Origin of the sequence: Streptomyces sp. HUAS CB01 (assembly GCF_030406905.1) — a bacterium.
Classification (GTDB): domain Bacteria; phylum Actinomycetota; class Actinomycetes; order Streptomycetales; family Streptomycetaceae; genus Streptomyces; species Streptomyces chengbuensis.
The window spans coordinates 1291653-1311630 of the sequence record NZ_CP129137.1; the positions used below are offsets into that span (position 1 = coordinate 1291653).

The 19978-nt window shown below is 74.2% G+C and carries 16 protein-coding genes and 2 pseudogenes; 3 read left to right on the plus strand and 15 right to left on the minus strand.

Annotated elements, in window-relative coordinates; all coding sequences use genetic code 11:
• Positions 1-30: 30 nt before the first annotated feature.
• The 3 genes from QRN89_RS05810 to QRN89_RS05820 form a co-directional block, all read right to left on the minus strand.
• Positions 31-981, minus strand: a complete 951-nt coding sequence (locus QRN89_RS05810; RefSeq protein WP_290353577.1) for a phosphotransferase family protein — start codon at positions 979-981, stop codon at positions 31-33.
• A gap of 670 nt (positions 982-1651) precedes the next feature.
• Entirely contained in the window at positions 1652-1858 is a 207-nt protein-coding gene (locus QRN89_RS05815) for a hypothetical protein (protein WP_290348273.1), read from the minus strand.
• Positions 1859-2045: 187 nt separating this feature from the next.
• Positions 2046-2306: a DUF8836 family protein gene (locus QRN89_RS05820; protein WP_290348274.1), complete on the minus strand. Its 261-nt coding sequence runs from the start codon at positions 2304-2306 to the stop codon at positions 2046-2048.
• Between the two features lie 199 nt (positions 2307-2505).
• Here QRN89_RS05820 and QRN89_RS05825 point away from each other — a divergent pair, with 199 nt between their 5' ends.
• Entirely contained in the window at positions 2506-3711 is a 1206-nt protein-coding gene (locus tag QRN89_RS05825) for a serine/threonine-protein kinase (protein WP_290353579.1), read from the plus strand.
• On the opposite strand, the gene QRN89_RS05830 is transcribed toward QRN89_RS05825, so the two are convergent.
• From QRN89_RS05830 to QRN89_RS05870, 9 genes and pseudogenes are all read right to left on the minus strand, one after another.
• Positions 3712-4530: a TrmH family RNA methyltransferase gene (locus QRN89_RS05830; RefSeq protein WP_290348275.1), complete on the minus strand. Its 819-nt coding sequence runs from the start codon at positions 4528-4530 to the stop codon at positions 3712-3714.
• Between the two features lie 64 nt (positions 4531-4594).
• Positions 4595-5863, minus strand: coding sequence for a uroporphyrinogen-III C-methyltransferase (gene cobA / locus QRN89_RS05835; protein ID WP_290348276.1), 1269 nt, complete (start codon positions 5861-5863; stop codon positions 4595-4597).
• 1067 nt (positions 5864-6930) lie between these two features.
• Positions 6931-10680, minus strand: coding sequence for a nicotinate-nucleotide--dimethylbenzimidazole phosphoribosyltransferase (gene cobT, locus QRN89_RS05840; RefSeq protein WP_290348277.1), 3750 nt, complete (start codon positions 10678-10680; stop codon positions 6931-6933).
• A gap of 369 nt (positions 10681-11049) precedes the next feature.
• The gene (gene cbiE / locus QRN89_RS05845; RefSeq protein ID WP_290348278.1) at positions 11050-12264 is read right to left on the minus strand and encodes a precorrin-6y C5,15-methyltransferase (decarboxylating) subunit CbiE; all 1215 of its coding nucleotides are present in this window, start codon (positions 12262-12264) and stop codon (positions 11050-11052) included.
• Positions 12265-12603: 339 nt separating this feature from the next.
• Entirely contained in the window at positions 12604-13242 is a 639-nt protein-coding gene (locus QRN89_RS05850; RefSeq protein ID WP_290348279.1) for a GNAT family N-acetyltransferase, read from the minus strand.
• Between the two features lie 177 nt (positions 13243-13419).
• Positions 13420-14289, minus strand: coding sequence for a MetQ/NlpA family ABC transporter substrate-binding protein (locus tag QRN89_RS05855; protein WP_290348280.1), 870 nt, complete (start codon positions 14287-14289; stop codon positions 13420-13422).
• A gap of 107 nt (positions 14290-14396) precedes the next feature.
• Positions 14397-15065, minus strand: coding sequence for a methionine ABC transporter permease (locus QRN89_RS05860; protein WP_290348281.1), 669 nt, complete (start codon positions 15063-15065; stop codon positions 14397-14399).
• Complete coding sequence (locus tag QRN89_RS05865; RefSeq protein ID WP_290348282.1) at positions 15062-16138, minus strand: methionine ABC transporter ATP-binding protein; 1077 nt, start codon at positions 16136-16138, stop codon at positions 15062-15064. Before QRN89_RS05865 ends, QRN89_RS05860 begins: the two co-directional genes overlap by 4 nt.
• Positions 16139-16503: 365 nt before the next feature.
• Positions 16504-17149 (minus strand): annotated as a pseudogene (locus tag QRN89_RS05870) (HAD-IA family hydrolase).
• Between the two features lie 128 nt (positions 17150-17277).
• Between QRN89_RS05870 and QRN89_RS05875 the strand changes: the two are divergent.
• On the plus strand, positions 17278-17637 hold the full coding sequence (locus tag QRN89_RS05875; RefSeq protein ID WP_290348283.1) for a hypothetical protein: 360 nt from the start codon (positions 17278-17280) through the stop codon (positions 17635-17637).
• 1 nt (position 17638) lies between these two features.
• Positions 17639-18085 carry a hypothetical protein gene (locus QRN89_RS05880; protein ID WP_390702059.1) on the plus strand — a complete coding sequence of 149 codons (447 nt, stop codon included), beginning with the start codon at positions 17639-17641 and terminating at the stop codon, positions 18083-18085.
• Between the two features lie 245 nt (positions 18086-18330).
• Here QRN89_RS05880 and QRN89_RS05885 read toward each other — a convergent pair.
• From QRN89_RS05885 to QRN89_RS05895, 3 genes and pseudogenes are all read right to left on the minus strand, one after another.
• Positions 18331-18594: pseudogene (locus QRN89_RS05885) on the minus strand (leucine zipper domain-containing protein); the annotation flags it as partial.
• 111 nt (positions 18595-18705) lie between these two features.
• Entirely contained in the window at positions 18706-19233 is a 528-nt protein-coding gene (locus QRN89_RS05890) for a GNAT family N-acetyltransferase (RefSeq protein ID WP_290348284.1), read from the minus strand.
• A 37-nt stretch (positions 19234-19270) separates the two neighbouring features.
• Positions 19271-19936, minus strand: coding sequence for a sigma-70 family RNA polymerase sigma factor (locus tag QRN89_RS05895; protein ID WP_290348285.1), 666 nt, complete (start codon positions 19934-19936; stop codon positions 19271-19273).
• Between the last annotated feature and the right edge of the window lie 42 nt (positions 19937-19978).

Below are 19978 nucleotides of genomic sequence, written 5' to 3' on the forward strand. Positions count from 1 at the left end.
TCGGTCTCATTGGGTGATCCCGTTCCCACACTACGACGGGATCATGTCGTCCAACTCGGGTGGGAGAGAGGCAATTCGGGCGCAAGCGTCGGTCATCGCCCTTTCCGCGTCGTCGAGATCGCGCGACTCGGCGGTGCTCTTCGCCACGGCGAGGGCGGCGGCCTGGACGGTCAGGGCGCGGGCCGGGACGTCGAGCGGCGGCCACGGGTCGGCTCCGGCGGGCCCCGCCGCGGGGCCGCCTGCCACACGGTACGCGCCGAGGAACCGCGCCCAGTCGTCCGGTGCGAGGAGGCCCGCCGCGAACCAGGCGGCGGGGCGGGCGAGGTCCCAGGCGGGGTCGCCGAGACCGAGGTCGTCGACGTCGATGAGGTGCCAGGCGCCGTCGCCTGCGGGGTGGCGGACCAACTGGCCCAGATGCAGGTCGCCGTGGCACAGCCGGGCGGGAACGGGTGCGGGACCTTCGTCCCGCGCCCAGGCCGGCAGCCGGTGCCAGGCGCCGAGCACGGCGCACGCGGCGGGATGCGCGGGGGCGGCCGTGTGCATCCGGGCGACCGCGGCGGCCGCCTTGGCCGGCCCCCGCATCACCGGCAGTGGGCCGGGCAGTGCGTCGAGCGGCACGGTGTGGAGCCGGGCGAGTAGTGCCGCGGCCTCCTCCCAGGGGGCCGCGTCCGGGTCGGAGGGGTCGACGGGGCTGCCGTAGGGCCAGGTGGTGACGGGGCGCTCGCCGAGGGTGGCGGCGTCCAGGACGGGCGGCAGCAGGATCCCGGCGAGCCGGGGGTGCGCGGCGAGGGCGACCCGTATGCGGTGGTCGGCGGGGTCGGTCCAGGGCGCGTGAGCCTTGGCGACGGCACGGCCGTGGCGTACGACGACCGCGTCGGCCCGCTCGGCCAGCACGTCCGCGTCCTGCCCGCAGGCCCGGCACGCGTCCCGCGGGCCCGGCACATGCGCCGCCTCCCGCGCCACCTCCGACAGGGCACGCACCAGCGCGCGATCGCTCTGCTCCACGCGCCGAGGGTACGGGCAGGGACGTCCGGCCCTCCGGCGGGGCCCCGCCCCGACGGCCGACGCGACGGGAGGCGGGCCGGACACGGACCGGCGGGGCCACGCCGCCGGGGCCGGGCACCAACGGAGAACCGGGCCCGGACGCGATGCGCAGGACCGCGCCGGGCCCCGGCGGACCCGAAGCCGGTCACAAGCCACGGACCGGACGGACAGGACCGGACGGACTCCGGTGGCGTCGAAGTCGCCAACCGGGCATGAGCGAGAGCGGGCGCGACTGCCTGTCCGCCGCCGCGGGGCCAGGGCCGGGGCACGCCTTCACCGCCGGGAACGCCCTGAACGCCGGGGCACACCTTGCCCGCCGGGAACGCCGGGCACGCCTGGAACGCCTGGAACGCCGGGGACGCCCATGCCGGGCACACGGCCGGACGGCAGGGCCGTCGCCCGGGGCCGGAAGGCCGGGGACCTCTCGGCCGCGACGTCCCGGGCAGAAGCTCCGTGGCAACACCCCCCGGGAGAGGGAGAAATAGCGCCGGCCGGCCAGCTCCCCAGCTGGCCGGCCGATCGCTGTCGCCCGCCGCACCCCCGTCCCCACGGGGTTTCGGGTGGGATGTCCCCGGCCCGGGCCGCTCTCCCGGGCCCGGGGCGCCGCTCAGCGCCCCAGCATCACGCCCACGGACGACGCCTGTGTGACCACTGCTTCCCAGCCGCCGAAGACGACGACGAGCAGGGTTGCGAGGGGGAGGACCATGGCCGTGGCGACCAGCGGGTGGCGACGGCCGCCGGGGCGGCCGTCGAACGCGGCGAAGGCCTTGCGCCCCTCCGTGCGGATCATGGTCCGCGATGCCGTGTCCGCCATGGTTCCTCTCCCGTCGAGTTGGCAGCGGCGGGTGCGTGACCTCGGGGGACGAGTGCCGCCCCCGCCGCTTGACCTCAACACTAGGGAGCCGGGCGGTCCTCCACGTCATGCCCGCGTACCGATTGACGGGCCTCCAGGAGGATGAGTCCACCCGGCCGCGTGTACTCCCCTGGGTGGAGAAGTGGACCTAGGTATGGGGGTCTTCCCGGAGGGGGCGGCTGTCTCCGGGCGCCTCGGCGGGCACGGGCTGCTCGACCAGCGCCAGCACCCGGTTGGCCATGAAGCGGGCCGTTCGCACGATGGAACCGGAACGCGTGACTTCGCTCACTTCGACCACCCCTCGCCGGACCGCTGTCTCGACCCGTCGGCCCGCCCGGCTTGCCACCACTTCGTACGTCCTCGTCGTGTCCCCCGCGTCCACGACTATCTCCACGCGGTCACCCTTCATCGATCCAATCCCCCTTCTGCCACGCCTCATTGGGATCGCACACGGGTCAGCGGCCCTGGATTCCGGGGGCTCCTGACCACTCCTCAATTCTCCCACCGGGCACTGACAATCGATCGGCCCGCGAGGGCGCGGCCTATGAGCACACCGGCCCGCGGGTACGTAAGCTGTGCCACGTCAGAAGGACCACCGGCCGGCGGGGATGAACATGGCGATGATGCGGCTCCGGCGCGAGGATCCGCGTGTCGTCGGCTCGTTCAGGCTGCACCGGCGGCTCGGCGCCGGCGGTATGGGGGTCGTGTACCTCGGTTCGGACCGCCGCGGTCAGCGCGTCGCGCTGAAGGTGATCCGGCCGGACCTCGCCGAGGACCAGGAGTTCCGGTCCCGCTTCGCCCGCGAGGTGTCGGCGGCCCGGCGCATCCGGGGCGGCTGCACGGCGCGGCTGGTCGCCGCGGACCTCGAGGCGGACCGGCCCTGGTTCGCCACCCAGTACGTACCCGGTCCGTCCCTGCACGACAGGGTGGCCGGGGAGGGTCTGCTGTCCGCCGCCGAGACGGCAGCCGTCGGGGCGGCGCTCTCCGAGGGGCTCGTGGCCGTCCACGAAGCCGGGGTGGTCCACCGGGACCTCAAGCCGTCGAACATCCTCCTCTCCCCCAAGGGCCCCCGGATCATCGACTTCGGCATCGCCTGGGCCACCGGCGCGAGCACCCTCACCCATGTGGGCACGGCGGTCGGCTCCCCCGGCTTCCTCGCTCCCGAGCAGGTGCGCGGCGCCGCTGTCACCCCCGCGACGGACGTCTTCTCGCTGGGGGCCACGCTGGCGTACGCCGCCACGGGTGACTCCCCCTTCGGACACGGCAGTTCCGAGGTGATGCTCTACCGGGTGGTGCACGAGGAACCGCAGCTGCACGGCGTTCCGGACGCGCTGGCCCCCCTGCTGCACGCCTGTCTGGCGAAGGACCCCGACGAGCGGCCCAGCACCCTGCAGCTGTCCATGCGGCTCAAGGAGATCGCGGCCCGCGAGGCCCAAGGGCTTTCCGAGGTGCGTCCCCCGGCGCAGCGGGAACGCACCGAGCAGGAACTGCCGTCGGGCCGTCGCACCGCGCGGTACACGGAGCGGACCACCCAGGGCAGGCCGCCCGGCACCGGGGGGAGCACGGGGTCCGCCGCCTCCCGCGAGCGGATGCCGAGGCAGCAGGCATCCCGTACGGGCGGCTCGCGGCCGCCGCAGTCGCGGGGCGGCGCGCAGACCGGCGGCCGGCCCGCGTCACGGCCGGGGACGAGGACGACGTCGACGGGACGCAGACCGGCCAATCCCCGGCTGCTGCGTCAGCGGATCTTCGTGTTCGTCGTGGTGACGCTCGTCGTGGCGCTCGGCATCACGGTCGCGCAGGGGCTGCGGGGCTAGTCAGCTCCCGGGGCGGCCCGTGGCCACCGCGTAGAACGCCACCGCCGCCGCCGCACCGACGTTGAGTGAGTCCACGCCGTGGGCCATCGGGATGCGCACCCACTCGTCGGCCGCCATCAGTGCCTTCGTGGAGAGCCCCTCGCCCTCCGCGCCGAGCATCAGCGCGACCCGGTCCAGCCGGTGGGGAGCGGCCTCGTCGATCGCCGACGCCTTCTCGTCCGGGGTGAGCGCGAGCAGCTTGAAGCCCGACTCCCGTACGGTCTCCAGACCCTTGGGCCAGGATTCGAGGCGGGCGTACGGAACGGAGAACACGGCGCCCATCGAGACCTTCACCGAGCGCCGGTAGAGCGGGTCGGCGCAGTCGGGCGAGAGCAGCACCGCGTCCATCCCGAGGGCGGCGGCGCTGCGGAAGATCGCCCCGATGTTGGTGTGGTCGTTGACCGATTCCATGATCACGACGCGGCGGGCGTTCTGCAGGAGCTCGCCGGCCGACGGCAGCGGCTTGCGCTGCATGGAGGCGAGGGCGCCCCGGTGGACGTGGTAGCCGGTGACGCGTTCGGCGAGGTCCGGGCTGACCGCGTAGACCGGGGCCGGGACCTCGTCGATGACGTCGCGCATGACGTCGACCCACTTGGCGGAGAGCAGCATCGACCGCATCTCGTAACCGGCGTGCCGGGCGCGGCGGATGACCTTCTCCCCCTCGGCGATGAACAGGCCCTCCGCGGGCTCGCGCCTGCGCCGCAGTTCGACGTCGGTCAGGCCCGTGTAGTCACGCAGGCGGGGGTCCTCGGGGTCGTCGAGGGTGATGAGATCTGCCACAGGGTGATACTGCCTTGTCCGGGAAGAGGTGCCAACGGGCGGGACGGAGTTGCGTTACCGGTGGTTACTTGTGGGGGCCCTCGGCGACGACGTCGCCGACGACGATGACCGCGGGGGGCCGGACGTCCTGCGCCCTGACCGTCTCCGCGACCGTCGCGAGCGTCGCGTCCACCCGGCGCTGAGCGGCCGTGGTGCCTTCCTGCACCAGGGCGAGCGGGGTGTCCGGCGCCTTGCCGTGGGCGACGAGGGCCTCGGCGATGGCACCGATCTTGTCGACGCCCATGAGGATCACCAGCGTGCCGGTCAGCTTGGCGAGCGACTCCCAGTCGACGAGCGAGCGGGGATCGTCCGGCGCGACGTGGCCGCTGACCACCGTGAACTCGTGCGCCACACCCCGGTGGGTGACCGGGATGCCGGCGGCGCCGGGAACGGAGATCGAGCTCGAGATGCCCGGCACGACCGTGCAGGCGATGCCGGCCTCTGCCAGCGCCTGGGCCTCCTCCATGCCGCGGCCGAAGACGAACGGGTCGCCGCCCTTGAGCCGCACGACCGACCTGCCCGCCTTGGCGTGCTCGACGAGGGCGTTGTTGATGGCCTCCTGCGCCATGAAACGGCCGTACGGGATCTTCGCCGCGTCGATCACCTCGACATGCGGCGGGAGTTCGTCGAGCAGGTCGCGCGGGCCGAGGCGGTCGGCGATGACGACGTCGGCCTCGGCGAGCAGCCGGCGGCCGCGCACGGTGATCAGGTCGGGGTCGCCCGGCCCGCCGCCGACGAGGGCGACGAAGGGCGTACGGTCACGGCTGTGCGGCGCGGCGAGGGAACCGTCGCGCAGTCCTTCGACGATGGCGTCCCGCACGGCGGCGGACCTTCGCGGGTCGCGGCCCGTGAGCACCGCGACCGTCACCCCCTCGCTGCGCCCGGTGGCCGGGGTCCAGGCGGTCGCCGCCTCGGCGTCGTCGGACCGCACGCACCAGGTCTTCGTCCTCTCCGCCTCGGCGGAGGCGGTCTCGTTGGCGACGGGATCGCTGGTGGCGACCAGCGCGTACCAGGCGTCGGCGATGTCCCCGTCCTGATAGCGGCGCCGGGTCCAGGTGATCTCGCCCGTCTCCGCCATGGCTTCGACGGACGGGGTCGCGGACGGCGAGATCAGGGTGATGTCGGCACCGGCGGCGATGAGAGCGGGGAGACGGCGCTGGGCGACCTGGCCCCCGCCCAGGACGACGACGCGGCGGCCGGCGAGACGGAGCCCCACGGGGTAGGCGGGGTGCTCCTCGCGGGCGTCCTGCTGCTGGTGCGCGGGGCTCGGGGCGTGCTTGCCGGGATCGGCCATGGCGGTGCGGCTCCTCGGTGCGGCGGGCGGGGCCGCTGCGACGGTGAAGCGGCTGGTGGGGACGGGTGGGACGGTCCTGGCGAACACGATACGGGGTGCGGGGCGCGCTGTTGCGGGCGCGCTGGGCTTGTTCGGTGGCGCCGGGGCCCGGGCGGGGACATCGGCGGCGCGGCGGTGTCCCGGGCGCGGGCAGGTGTTTCCGGTCGCGGGCAGGTGTCGGGGCGCAGGCGGGTGTCGGCGGGCGCAGGCCGGTCGGACGGGGGCAGGCCGGTCGGCGAGCGCGGGCCGGGGCGGACGAGGGCAGGCCGGTCGGCGGTCGCGGGGCTGGCCGCCCCGGGCGCGGGCCGACTGTCCGGGCGCAGGCCGGTCGGGCGCGGTCCCGGGCGGCGCGCTCCAACGAGGGCAAGGGCGGGCTGGGCCCTCGCCGCCGGGTGCGCCCCGGGGGCGCGGGGTGTGCGCAGGTGCGGGTCCTTCCAGAGCGGGGGCGCATCCGGAGGCGCGGAGGAGCGTGTTCGGGACGCTCCGGCGTGAGATGGGCGCGCCCGGCCCCGCGGCACCCGCCGTTGGGCCGGGGCGCCGTGGGTCGTGCCGACCGGCATGCGAGTCCCCCGTACCCCTGGACGCTCACGGCCGGAAGGGGCGCGCGGCCGACCGCCCGGGCCGCAGGCCGTGGCCCCGCAGCAACCCCGACGCCTACGCCCGGGACACGCCGCACACGCAACCCCCGAACCGCAGGCCGTGGCCCCACAGCAACCCCCGACGCCTACGCCCGGGACACGCCGCACACGCAACCCCCGAACCGCAGGCCGTGGCTCCACAGCAACCCCCGACGCCTTCGCCCGGGACACGCCGCACGCGCAACCCCCGAACCGCAGGCCGTAGTTCGGCAGCGCGCCATGGCGCCGCGAACCCGAGACGGCCGGACCAGGCAAGCCCGGCCCCGCCCCGCCCGGCGCGGTGGCCCGCCTCACGGCCCGGGGCTTCCGCGCCCGGGAGCCCCCGCGCTCCGAGCAGGGCCGAAGCCCCGGCACCGACCGCCGGTGCCGGGTCGCGGCGCGAGCGCCGCGCTACTTCTCCGTCACACCCGCCGAGTCGAACGTCGCCACCTCGTGCATCGCGCGGGCCGCGCTCTGGACGAGGGGGAGGGCGAGCAGCGCGCCCGTGCCCTCGCCGAGGCGGAGGTCGAGGTCCACCAGAGGACGCAGGCCCAGCTTGTTCAGCGCCGCGACATGGCCCGGTTCGGCGCTGCGGTGGCCCGCGATGCACGCCGCGAGTGCCTCGGGCGCCACCGCCCGGGCGACGAGCGCGGCCGCGCCCGCCGAGACGCCGTCCAGGACGACCGGTGTACGCAGCGACGCTCCGCCCAGGATGAAACCGACCAGGGCCGCGTGCTCCAGGCCGCCGACCGCCGCGAGGACGCCGACGGGGTCGGCCGCGTCCGGCTGGTGGAGCTCCAGGGCGCGCCGGACGACGTCGACCTTCCGCGCGTGCATCTCGTCGTTGATGCCGGTGCCGCGCCCGGTGACCTCCGCGGGGTCCACCCCGGTGTACACGGAGATCAACGCGGCCGACGCCGTGGTGTTGGCGATGCCCATCTCACCGGTGAGCAGCGCCTTGTTGCCCGCGGAGACCAGGTCGCGGGCGCTCTCGATGCCGACTTCGATCGCGGCGAGGACCTCCTCGCGGCTGAGCGCGGGGCCGGTCGTGAAGTCGGCCGTCCCGGGGCGCACCTTCCGCGGCAGCAGCCCTGGGGTGGCCGGGAGGTCGGACGCGACGCCGACGTCGATGACGCAGACCTCGGCGCCGACCTGGTTGGCGAAGGCGTTGCAGACCGCTCCGCCGCCGAGGAAGTTCGCGACCATCTGGCCGGTCACCTCCTGGGGCCAGGCCGTGACCCCCTGGGCGTGCACCCCGTGGTCGCCCGCGAAGATCGCGACGGCCGCGGGCTCCGGGATCGGCGGCGGGCACATCCGCGACAGTCCGGCCAGCTGCGCGGAGATGATCTCGAGCATGCCGAGCGCGCCCGCGGGCTTGGTCATCCGCTTCTGCCGCTCCCACGCCTCGCCGAGGGCCTTGGCGTCCAGCGGGCGGATGTTGGAGACGGTCTCCTGGAGCAGGTCGTGCGGCTCCTCGCCGGGCAGCGCGCGGCGGCCGTACGTCTCCTCGTGGACGACCCAGGACAGCGGCCGGCGCTTGGACCAGCCCGCCTGCATCAGTTCGGGCTCCTCCGGGAACTCGTCGACGTAGCCCACGCACAGGTAGGCCACGACCTCCAGGTGCTCGGGCAGGCCGAGGGCGCGGACCATCTCCCGCTCGTCGAAGAAGCTGACCCAGCCGACGCCGAGTCCTTCGGCACGCGCCGCGAGCCAGAGGTTCTCGACGGCCAGGGCGGACGAGTACGGCGCCATCTGCGGCTGGGTGTGCCGGCCGAGGGTGTGGCGGCCGCCGCGCGTCGGGTCCGCGGTCACGACGATGTTGACGGGCGTGTCGAGGATGGCCTCGATCTTCAGTTCCTTGAACTGCTTGGCCCGGCCCTTGGGCAGCGACTTGGCGTACGCCTCGCGCTGGCGCTGGGCGAGTTCGTGCATCGAGCGCCGGGTCTCGGCGGAGCGGATGACGACGAAGTCCCAGGGCTGGGAGTGGCCGACGGACGGCGCGGTGTGGGCGGCCTCGAGGACGCGGAGCAGGACGTCGTGCGGGATGGGGTCGCTGCGGAAGCCGTTGCGGATGTCGCGGCGCTCACGCATCACCCGGAGCACTGCCTCGCGCTCGGCGTCGGCGTACCCCGGTGCCGGCGCCCCGTGGATCTCCCCGGCATCCGCCTCGATGTCCTGGGCGGCGCCGTGCAGACCCTCGTCGGCGGGCTCCGCCCCGGCCTCCCGGTCCGGCTCGGTCCCGGCGGGCTCGGCCTGGACGCCGGGCTGCGCCTCGGCCGCCGGCCCGGGCTCGGCGCCCGGCTCCGATTCGGGGGCGGGTTCCGCCGCGGGGGCCGGTACGGACCCGGCGGTCCCGTGGTCGGCGGCCGCCGGTGCGACGGGCGGCTCTGCGTCCGCTGCGGCCTCGGCACCCGGCGTCTGCCCGGCGGCCGCGGCCACGGAGTCGACGGGCTCGGGCTCGGCCACGGGGCTCTCCTCGGTCACCGGTGCGGGGGGCGCGGTGGGCTGCGTGCCGTCGGGGGCATCGGCGGCCGGCCCGTCCTGCCCGGCGGCGGCGGTCCCGTCCGTCGCCCCCGCCTCGCGGGGTGCGGGGACGGTGGCAACGGCCTCCGCTTCCGTCAGGGGCTCCCGTTCCGGAGCCTCGCCGGGCGCGGCCGCGGCGGTCTGCTCCGGAGCGGTCGCGGGCTCCGCCGTCTCCGCCTCGGGGGCGGGTACGGGCTCGGCCACGGCGACCGGGGGCGCATCCGCGACCTCGGGCTCCGGCTGCTGTCCCACGGCGGGCTCGGCGGCGGACGGGGAAGTGGCGTCGGCGGTCCCGGTCACCGCCTCCCGCTCCTGCTCCGCCGACGCGGGCGCGGGCGCGGTCACGGCCACCGGTGAGGGGGCGAGCGACGGCCCCGTCGGCAGGGAGCCCTCCACCGGCACGAACTGCCCGGTGGCCATGGGGTCCTGCGGCACCTCGGCGGGCACCGCGGCCGGGTACGGCTCGGTGGGCGCCGCCTGCGCGGCGTGGACGGCCGCTTCCGCGGCAGATCCCTGTACGGCCTGCGGGGGGACCGTTTCGGCTGCGGTCGTCTCCGGTGCCGTCTCCTCGGGCGCGGCCACGGCGACGTGGGGCTGCGCCTGCTGGGCGGCCCACGGGGAGGTGGCCTGCGGCGGGATCTCACCCAGCTGCGGTCCGGGGAGCAGGTCGCCCTCGTCGCGCGGTACGTCGAGGTACTCCAGTCCACCGGTCGGCGGACCGGCGACGGGCGCCGCCACGGCGCTCTGCCGGGGCGCGGCACTGCCACCGGCCCGATGGGCGGCGGGGCCTCGGTCGGCGAGCGAACGGACGACACCGCTGTTCGCCTCGGGAACCGGCGGACCCATGTGGAGAGGACGGCGCGCCGGTGTCTGCGTGGCCACGGCCGGCGGCGGCATCCGCACACCCCCGAGGTCGAGGGAGCCGGAGTCCCGGCCGCCGGCCTCGTGGGCACCGGTCTCGTGCGCCGGCTGCTCGGCCGCGCCGTGCTGTTCCGGAGCGGACTGTCCCTGGTCGACGGGCCGCACCTGGACGGCCGGCTTGGCGTGCAAGGGGCTCTGGCCGTGAGGCGCCGGTTCCGCCGGGACGGCGTACTGCCCCGGGTCCACGGCCTGCCCGGCCACCGCCTGTTCCGCCGTCGCCTGCGGGGCGACCGCCTGCGCGTGGAGGGCCTGCTGCGGTACGCCCTGGGCGTAGGCGGCGTGCTGCTCGGCTGTGGGGAACTGCTGCTCGTGGCCCAGGTACTGCTGCTCCTGTGCGGCAGGGGCGGGCGGCTGCCCGGGCGCGGGCACGGCAGCCGCTCCGGCGTCGGCGTACCTGGGCTGGGTGCCCGGAACCGGCGCGAACCGGGCCGCCGAGGTGTCCTGGGCGACCGGTACCGGCTGGACGTGGCCCCCTTCCTGAGCCGCCGTCGGGGCCGGCTCGGACGCGGTGGGCGGGGCAGCAGCGGCCTGCGGGTCGCTCCACGCCCCCTGCGCGCCCGGCATCAGGAGGAGGTCGTCGTCCTCGGTGACGGCTTCAGGGACACTGCCGGAGTGGTCGAGGTAGGTGTACGCGCCGGGAGCGGGGACGCCCGGCTGCTCCACCATGCCTGCGTTCTCCGGCAGTCCCTCGCCCGGGACCTGGCCGGTGTCAGTCATGCGTACCCCTCGCCCATCGGTTGTGCTCCTTCAGACCTTCGCCCGGGGCGCCCGATCGCGGCACACACCCGTGCCCGTCACTACAAGAACGAGCGTGTGCCCCACGCGGCACGAAAGCCCGCAGACACAAGCATTGTCGTGGGCGTTCGCGTCCGCGGCAGCAGGATCCGCCACGGTTTGGTGTGGACTGCGCCACGTTGCGCGTCCCCCGGTCGCGCCGTACCACAGCGGGGGTCAAAATCATCCCCTTTTCCGGATATTGACGAGCGAATCGACCAACGACCGGCTGCGGTACAACGATCGGCCAGCCTACCGCGCCACGGTTCGGTGCCCGGTTCAGGGGGCGGGCCGGGGCCGGCCGGAACGGGGTCAGGAGGGCTGTTCCCGACGGTGGCCGGCGATCAGGAAGACGACCGACCGCTCGCGTTCCGACCAGTCGCCCGGATCGAGTTCGACGGACTGGAGCAGGGCGCACTCGACGGCGTAGCCGCCCTCCGTGAGCGCCGCGCCGATCGCCTCGGCCTCGTCCCTCGTGGAGGCGTGGGTGACGATGCGCTCGGGCCTTCGGTCGGCGCAGGCGGTGACGACGGGGACGCCGCCCCCGCCGATGCGCACGACGTCGGGTTCGGGAAGCCGTTCCAGGACGTGCGGCGCCCGGCCGCGGACGGTCTGCAGGAGGACGCCGTGGCGGCGGGCGGCGGCGTCCGCCCGGATGCAGGCGGCGGGGTCGTCGTCGACGGCGATGACGGCGGCGCCGAAGCGGGCCGCGTCCGCGGCGAGCTCCCCGCTGCCGCAGCCGATGTCCCACACGAGGTCGCCGAGGCGCGGTCCGAGCCGGGCGAGTTGGGCGGCGCGCAGCTGCGGCGACTCGCTCTCGGCGGCCGGCCGGCCCTCGTCGCCCGGCAGGGCCCAGCCGCGCACCTGGGCGGGGTAGCCGGGCTCCCGGCCCGCCACCCAGCCGGCACCGCCCTGGGTACTGGCGGCGCCGCCGACCACGATGACCACGTTGGGGTCGCGCCAGCTGTGGTCGGCGACCTTGTCCGAGGTCAGCACGGTGACCTGCTCGCGCTCGGTGCCGAGTTCCTCGCAGATCACGAAGGTGCGGTGGACTCCGTCGAGCAGCAGGGCGAGTTCGGCCGGTCCGGCGCCCGGGGAGGTGAGGACGGCGACCTTGGGATGGGCACGGCAGACGTTCACGGCGCGGCGCAGCGTGCGGCTGTGGGCGACGACGGTCTGGGCGTCGTCCCAGGGCATCCCGGCCCGGGCGAAGGCGGCGGCGACGGAGGAGACCGCGGGGACGACCTCCACCTCGAGGCCGTGCTGCGGTGCGCGCAGGGTGCGGACGACGCCGAAGAAGCCGGGGTCGCCGTCGGCGAGGACGACGGGGCTGCCGCGGTGGCCCGCGATCCTGCGGGCGGCGAGGTCGACGCTGCCGAGGCGGATGCGTTCGGCGCCCGGCGGCACTTCGGGAAGCGCCAGGTGGTGGGCGGCCCCGGCGACGAGCGTGGCGGCGGACAGGGCGGACCTGGCGGCCGCGGTCAGCGGCGAGCCGTCCCAGCCGATCACCGTGACCCGGTCGGCCATCGTCGTCGTTCTCCTGGTGTCGTCGCAGGTGAGGACCGTGCCCACAGGGGGTGCGGGGCAGGCAGGGCCGAGGGTACCTCGTGCGGGTGACGGGCGCTGGCGCCGCCCGGCTCGCGGGGCCCGCCCGGCCCGACTGCGGGGGGGGTTCGTTCCCCGGTCCGCCCCGGCACGGGTGGGGGGCCGTCCCCTCTCCTGGCACATCGATCGCCGGTCCGGCCCGTCGTTCCCGGGTCCGTCCGGCCGGATGCGGTGGGCTCACCGTCCGGTCTCCACGGGGTCCGGTGCGGTGGTCCGTCCCGGACCGCGGCGCCGGCGGGTGACGCGTCCGGTTCGGGCGGGTCAGTTCCAGTCGGTGTAGGCGCCGAACCCGCCCGCCTCGGCCATCTGGTCGGCGACGCCTTCGAGGTCCTCGGGGAGCAGGCTCCAGACGATGAAGTCGGTGCGCAGATCCGCCCAGCCCCCGCCCTCGACGCGGGTGCGGGCTATGCAGGCGCCGCGCAGGACGCCCTCGCTGATGCAGCCGATCTTCTGCGCGACCTGCTGGGAGGCGGTGTTGTCGGCGGCGGTGCGCAGTTCGAGGCGCTCGAACCGCTGGTCGCGGAAGAGCCACTGGGCGGTGGCGAGGGCCGCCTCGGAGGCGTAGCCCTCGCCGCGGGCCCAGGGGGCGACGATGTACGACATCTCGGTGGAGCGCACCCGCCAGTCGGTCCTGCTCAGCCTGATCACACCGACCAGGCGCTGGGTGAGGAACTCGGTGACGGCGAGGTCGATGCCCCGGCCGGCGGCGCGTTCGGTGGGGGCGTGGTCGGTGATCCAGTCGTGGGCGGCGGCCTCGGTGTACGGCTGGGGCACGGCCGTCCACGCGGCGACCTGCTCGTCGTTCATCATCTCGGCGAGTGCGGGGGCGTCGGCGGGTTCGAGCGCGCGCAGCACCAACCGCTCGGTGCTGATGGAGATGTCCGGAAAGGTGGTAGTCATGCGCAGCTCCATGCCGAAGACCGTCGTAAGGGCCGTAAAGCCACAGCATGCAGCATCGGGTCGGCGATGTGCATGGCCGGGTCGGGACGGCCCACGATACGCCGCAGGCCCCGCGCACCACCGGGGTGCGCGGGGCCTGCGTTCAGCGGTATGGCCTCAAGGCCCGTACGGGCGGCGTCACTTGGCGGGAGCGCCGAACGCCGGGACGACCGAGCCGGTGTAGGTGTCCTCGATGTACTTCTTCACCTCGGGGGAGTTGAGGAGCTTCGCGAGCTTCCCGACGCGCGCGTCCTTCTCGTTGCCCTTCTTGACGGCGAGGAAGTTGGCGTAGGGGTTGCCCTCCGCCTTCTCCAGGACGAGGGCGTCCTCGGCGGGCTTGAGGTCGGCCTCGATCGCGTAGTTGCCGTTGATGACGGCGGCGTCCACGTCGTTCAGGGCGCGGGGCACGGTCGCGGCCTCCAGCTCCTTGAACTCCAGGCCCTTCTTGTCGGTGATGTCGGACAGCTTGGCGCTGGTGCCGACACCCGGCTTGAGCGTGATCAGGCCGTGCTCGGCGAGGAGCTGGAGCGCGCGGCCCTCGTTGGTGGTGTCGTTGGGGACGGCGACGGTCTGACCGGGCTTGATGTCCTCGACCGACGTGACCTTGTTCGAGTACAGGCCGAGCGGCTCCAGGTGGACGTTGACCACCGGGACGATGGTGGTGCCGTTCTTCTTGTTGAAGTCGTCCAGGTACGGCTTGTGCTGGAAGAAGTTGGCGTCGACCTGGCCGGACTGGGTGGCGGTGTTCGGCAGGACGTAGTCCGTGAACTCCTTGACCTCCAGCTCGAGACCGGCCTTGTCGGCGAGGTTCTTCTTGACGAAGTCGAGGATGTCGGCGTGCGGGGTCGGGGACGCCGCGACGACGAGCGGCTCGAACGCCGCGGCCTTGTCGCCGGATCCGGCCGCGGCCGGGTCGGAGGAGGTGCCGCAGGCGGTGAGGCCCAGGGCGAGGGCGGCGGTGGCGGCGGCGGCCGCGGTGAGCTTGATGTTCTTGCGGGAGTTGCGCACGAAGAGTGCCTCTTTCTGGTGTTGCGGTGATGACGCCCGGACAAGGAGTGCGGGCTCGCCGGAGGTGCCGGGGCGAAGCGCCGGCACCGGAGTGGTGCCAGTGGTGGTCAGGCGGTGCGGCCGCGGCGCGACAGCAGCCGTACGATCCCGTCGCCGATCAGCTGTACGGCCGTGACGATGGCGACCAGGACGACGACGGTGACGAGCATGAACTCGGTCTCGAACCGCTGGAAGCCGTAGGTGACGGCCTTGGAGCCGAGGCCCTCCCCGCCGACCGCGCCGGCCATGGCCGAGTAGCCGATGAGCACGATCACGGTGGTGGTGACGGCGGCGACGATCGAGGGCAGGGCCTGCGGGAGCAGCACCTTGCGGATGATCGTCGGGATGGATCCGCCCATGGACTGGACGGCTTCGACGAGTCCGTGGTCGACCTCGCGGATCGCCGTCTCGACGAGTCGCGCGAAGAACGGGATGGCGCCGACGGCCAGCGGCACGATCATGGCCGTGGGGCCGATGAAGGTGCCGACCACGGCCGTGGTGAAGGGGATCAGCGCGATCAGCAGGATGATGAACGGCAGCGAGCGGCCGATGTTCACGACCACGCCGACGGCCTTGTTCACGGGGGTGTTCTGCAGCAGCCCGCCCTTGTCGGTGAGGACGAGGAGGATGCCGAGGGGCAGTCCGCCGAGCGCGGTGACCAGGGTGGACCACAGGACCATGTAGAGGGTGTCCAGGGTGCCCTGGGTCAGCAGGGGCTGCATCTCCGACCACGTCACTTGACGGTCTCCTTCACCAGTGCGGCGCCCTGGGCCCCGGTGTTCTGCGCGGGCACCGCGGCCGGCGCGTCGTCGTCCACGACGTCGACCTGCAGGCCCTGTTCGCGCAGGAAGCCGACGGGTACGACGTTGTCCTCGTAACGGCCGGGCAGTTCGATGCGCATCCGGCCGATCTGCCTGCCGCCGACGGTGTCCATCGCGGCACCGAGGATCGATATGTCGATGTTGTAGGTGCGGGACAGCTGGGAGATCACCGGCTGCGTGGCGGCCTCGCCGTGGAAGGTGACGTCCACGACCGTGCGGTCCGGGCCCGAGGCGTCCCCCGTGACGGGGAACAGCTCGCGGGCCAGTTCGGAGCCGGGCGTGGCGAGCAGTTCGCCGACCGTGCCGGACTCGACGATCCGGCCCTGCCGCATCAGGGCGGCCGAGTCGCAGACGGTCTTGACGACGTCCATCTCGTGCGTGATGAGCAGCACGGTCAGTCCGAGCTGCCGGTTGAGGTCGCGCAGCAGCTGGAGGATGGACCGGGTGGTCTCGGGGTCGAGGGCGCTGGTGGCCTCGTCGGAGAGCAGCACCTTGGGGTTGCCGGCGAGTGCGCGGGCGATGCCGACGCGCTGCTTCTGACCGCCGGAGAGCTGTCCGGGGTAGGCCTTGGCCTTGTCGGCGAGGCCCACGAGGTCGAGGAGTTCGAGAGCGCGGCGCGAGCGTTCGGCTCCGGTGACGCCGAGGATCTCCAGCGGCAGCTCGATGTTGTCCTGCACGCTGCGCGAGGACAGCAGGTTGAAGTGCTGGAAGACCATGCCGATGCGGCTGCGCGCCCGGCGGAGTTCCTTCCCGGCGCGGTTGCCGCGTCCGGCGAGGGCGGTGAGGTCGGTGCCGTCGACGACGACGCTGCCGGAGGTGGGGCGCTCCAGCAGGTTCACGCAGCGGATGAGGGAGGACTTACCGGCTCCGCTGCGGCCGATGACGCCGAAGACCTCACCCTCGCGGACGTGCAGGTCGACGCCGTCCAGAGCGGTGATGTCGCGGCCTCGCGACTGATAGACCTTCGTGAGGCCCGTAGTGGTGATCACAGGGGTTTCCGTCACTGTCGAGTGCACGGCGCGGGGTTCCCTCGCCGGGCACGGGGCATGTCGTCTTGGGGACAGTCGGCGCAGCACGGGTGGCCGTTCGGCAACGTGTGCGCGGGGCAGGCGCGGTCCGTCGCCTCACGGCGGACACGGCATGGCTGTCGGGGTCTCGCTTCGGGGCGCGAGGCTCAGGCAGGGGCCCTCAGAAGGCGCACATTCGACACATACAACGAGCACCGGGCGTCGTGATCGCCTCGGTCGCAAGGGTGCGGCTGCTCGTCGTGGTCATGCGGCAAGTAAAACAGACCGCCCCGGGAGCGGATCACGACTGTCCGAATAGCGGAATCAATGGGTCCGAAATCCGGACGTCAGGCGGTGGCGGTGAACGCGACGCCGTGGGCCGTGGCCTGCGCGGACACGGCCGAGAGGTCGGGCACGACGATGTCGGCCACCAGCTCGGAGGCGGCGTGGGCTGTGGTCGACGCCACGGTGGTCGTCCCGGCGGCGCGGCCCGCGGCCGGCCCCGCGGGCGCGTCCTCGAAGACGACGCAGCGGGCCGGGTCGACGCCGAGGGTGCGGGCGGCGAGCAGGAACGGCTCGGGGTCCATGCCCCTGGTGATGTCGTCGGCGGCCATCAGGGTCTTGGGCCGGACGCCGACCTCCGCGAGCCGGGCCTCGGCGAGCCGCCGGGTCGCGGGAGGTGACGACGGCCCATCGCTCTGCGGGCAGGGACCCCAGCAGGGCGGCAGTGCCGGGCGGCAGGACGACGCCCCCGGCGACGTCCTCGACCTCGAGTTCCTCGATCCGCGCCACGGCCTCCGGTACGACGGCCGCGGGCAGCAGGTCCGCGGCGATCTCGGTGGCGGGCCGGCCGTGCAGTTCGACGCGGGCGAAGTCCTCTGCCGCGATCCCGTACTCCCCCGCCCGTCGGGTCCAGCACCGGTGGACCGACTCCGGCGACGAGACGAGCGTCCCGTCGTCGTCGAACAGCAGGGCCTCGGCGTGGATCTTCATGGTTCCGGATCGCATGACTCCCGACCCTGAGCGCCCGAGCGCGGGCCCCGGCGGCCACCGGCCCTCGCGGACGGGTCCCGCCGGGGCCGCGCGCAGGGGCCCTTTTGGCCCGTAATACGCTCTCACCCATGCTCGACGCCCTGACGGTCGCGGTGTCCGTGGCCGCTCTCGCCCTCGCCGCCTGGTGCGGTCTCGCCGCGTTCCGGGACCAGCCCACCAAGGACTGGCACTTCATCGGCATGGCCGTGGTCACGCTGCTGGCCCTGGTCCAGCTGGTGATCGGGGTGGTGCAGCTGGCGAGGGGCGAGAAGGCCGACGAGGGCGCGACGATCTTCATCGCCTATCTGATCGGGGCGTTCGCCGCCGTTCCCGCTGCCGGGTTCCTGTCGCTGGCCGAGCGGACCCGCTGGGGTTCGGCGACGGTCGCGGCCGGGGCGGTCGTGCTCGCGGTGCTGGAGGTCCGGCTCCACGACATCTGGGGAGGCTGAGATGGCCGGGAAGAGCCGGGTGACGGGTCGCACCGCCGAGGACGGGGTCCGCGAGGCGCGGGCGACGAGGCTGGTCAAGGGGCCCGGGTTGCTGCTGGTGTGGCTGTACGGGGTGATGTCGGTGGGCGCCGTGTCGCGTTCGGTGTACCAGATCGCCACGGAGTACGACCGCGCCCCGCTGGCGTACGCACTCTCCGCGATGGCCGCCGTGGTGTACGCGTTCATCACGTACACCCTGTTCCGCGGCGGCGAGACGGCGCGCAGGGCGGCCCTGGTGTGCTGCGCCGCGGAGCTGGTGGGCGTGCTGACCGTGGGCACCTGGACGCTGGCGGATCCCTCGGCGTTCCCGGACGCCACGGTCTGGTCCGACTACGGCATGGGGTACCTCTTCATCCCGGTGCTGCTGCCCGTGACCGGGATGCTCTGGCTGCGCGGGGCCCGGCGCTGAAACCGGGCCCCGCGCCGGCACTCCGTACCGGCTCCGGGCCAGGGCGTCTCCGACGCCTGGCACGCACGCTCGCCCCGTTGTCGGAGTCATCCGAGTACGTCCAGTACGAGGACGATTTTCCGCCGTGCGATCGCACGCACCGGACGCCGCAGACCCCGCCCTGCGGGCGGACGGAGCTGCTTCCGCCACACCCCCTAGGTGTGCTGACCGGACAGGTTGGTGACGCGGCTGGCTGGTGGGTGGCCGCCGATGCGGTGCTCGCGCCGCAGCCGCAGAACTTGTGCCTCGACGGCGGCCGGAGTGCGGCGGGGCTGGTGGTGCGGGCGGCTGGAACGGTCCTGCATTCCGGCCTCGCCCAACTGCCGGTAGCGGCCCGCCCACCGGGCGGCGGTGGTGTGGCTGACCTGGAAGCGTTCCGCGGCCCGCCGCAACGGCCAGCCGTCGTCCACGACACACCGGGCCAGACGCAGCCTGCCGGTCGGCGTCAGCGGGGCATTACGGTGGGACACGAGGGCCTCCTGGCGGTCGGCGGTAGATGTCGCAATCCACACCGAACCCAGAAGGCCCTCACCTGTTCAAGCACCCAGCACGCGTGTCACCAACGTCCCGGGACAGCACACCTAGGCGCTGGTGACGAAGCTCCCCGCGGTCCGGGCCGAAGGCACCGCCGCCGCCGCGTCCTTCTCCATCGTGACGAGCGTGAGCTTCGGGTTCATGACCCGGGTGGACACGGGCGCGTAGCCGTGGCTGCGGTACAGACGCAGATTCCGCTCGCTGCGGTGGCCGGTGAGGAGCTGGAAGCGGCGGGCAGCGGGCTCGCCCGCGAAGTGCGCCTCGATGGCGTCGAGCAGCCGGCCGCCGAGACCGTGGCGCTGCATCCGGGGGTGGACGATGAGCTTGCCGAGGGTGGCGGTCCCCTCGCCGTCGACCTCGCCGCGCACGGACGCGATCACCTCGTCGCCGAGGCGTGCCACCAGGGCGTGCCCGCGGCCGAGCTCGTCCCGCAGGTCTTCGAGGGACTGGGTGAGCGGTTCCATGCGGTAGTCGCCGTAAAGCTCGGCCTCGCTCTGGTAGCACAGGTACTGCAGCTTGAGGATCTGTTCGGCGTCCTCGGCCGTCGCCGCTGAGATGGTCACGCTCGTGCCCATGTGTGCATGCCTCCCGCTCACCTGCTGCCCGGGTTGTCTACCGCTCCATTCCCCGGAGTTCAGGAGCCGCAACCTCTGTCGCGAGCATTCTGCGCAAACATCCCAGGCAGCGGGAACGCATCGGCCCCAGACTTCCTTGTGAGATTCCCAACTCTCCTGCGATTTCGCGGTATGTGGGGTCTTCCGGGGCCAGCATCGCAGTCAGGAGCCGGCGGCAGCGGCCCGGTGCGCGGGCGACCGCGGCCCTCAGGGCGCGGCGCCGTTCCGCGACGAGCGCGGCCCGTTCCGGGCAGGCGGCGGGTCCCGCGGCGGGTTCGGCGGCGTAGGGGCGTTCACGCCGGGCGCGGCGCCGGGCGCGGCGCGCCTCGTCCCGTACGGCCCCCGCGACCCAGCCCGCGGCGTCGGCCGGCGGGCCCTCCGCGTCGAGCCGTTCGAGGAGCCGTAGCCAGACGGACTGTTCGAGGTCCCCTGAGTCCAGGGCCTCGCCGTGCGCCTCGGCGCTCGCCTCCGCCGCGACGAGCGGCCGCAGATCGCGCACGAGCGCACCGGCGGCGCCGGGTGGCGCGGGCGCGGTGCGGGCCCCGGCGGCGTTCCGGGCGGGCCCCGGCCCGGGACCGCTCCGGACGACGGTCGCGGGCCGGGGCACCACGGCACTGCGCAGGGCGGCGGAGGCTGCGGCGGAGTCCTCTTCACACGGTGTCATGCCGTGCGGGACGCCCCACCGCGAGCTGCGGTTTCCGTCGCG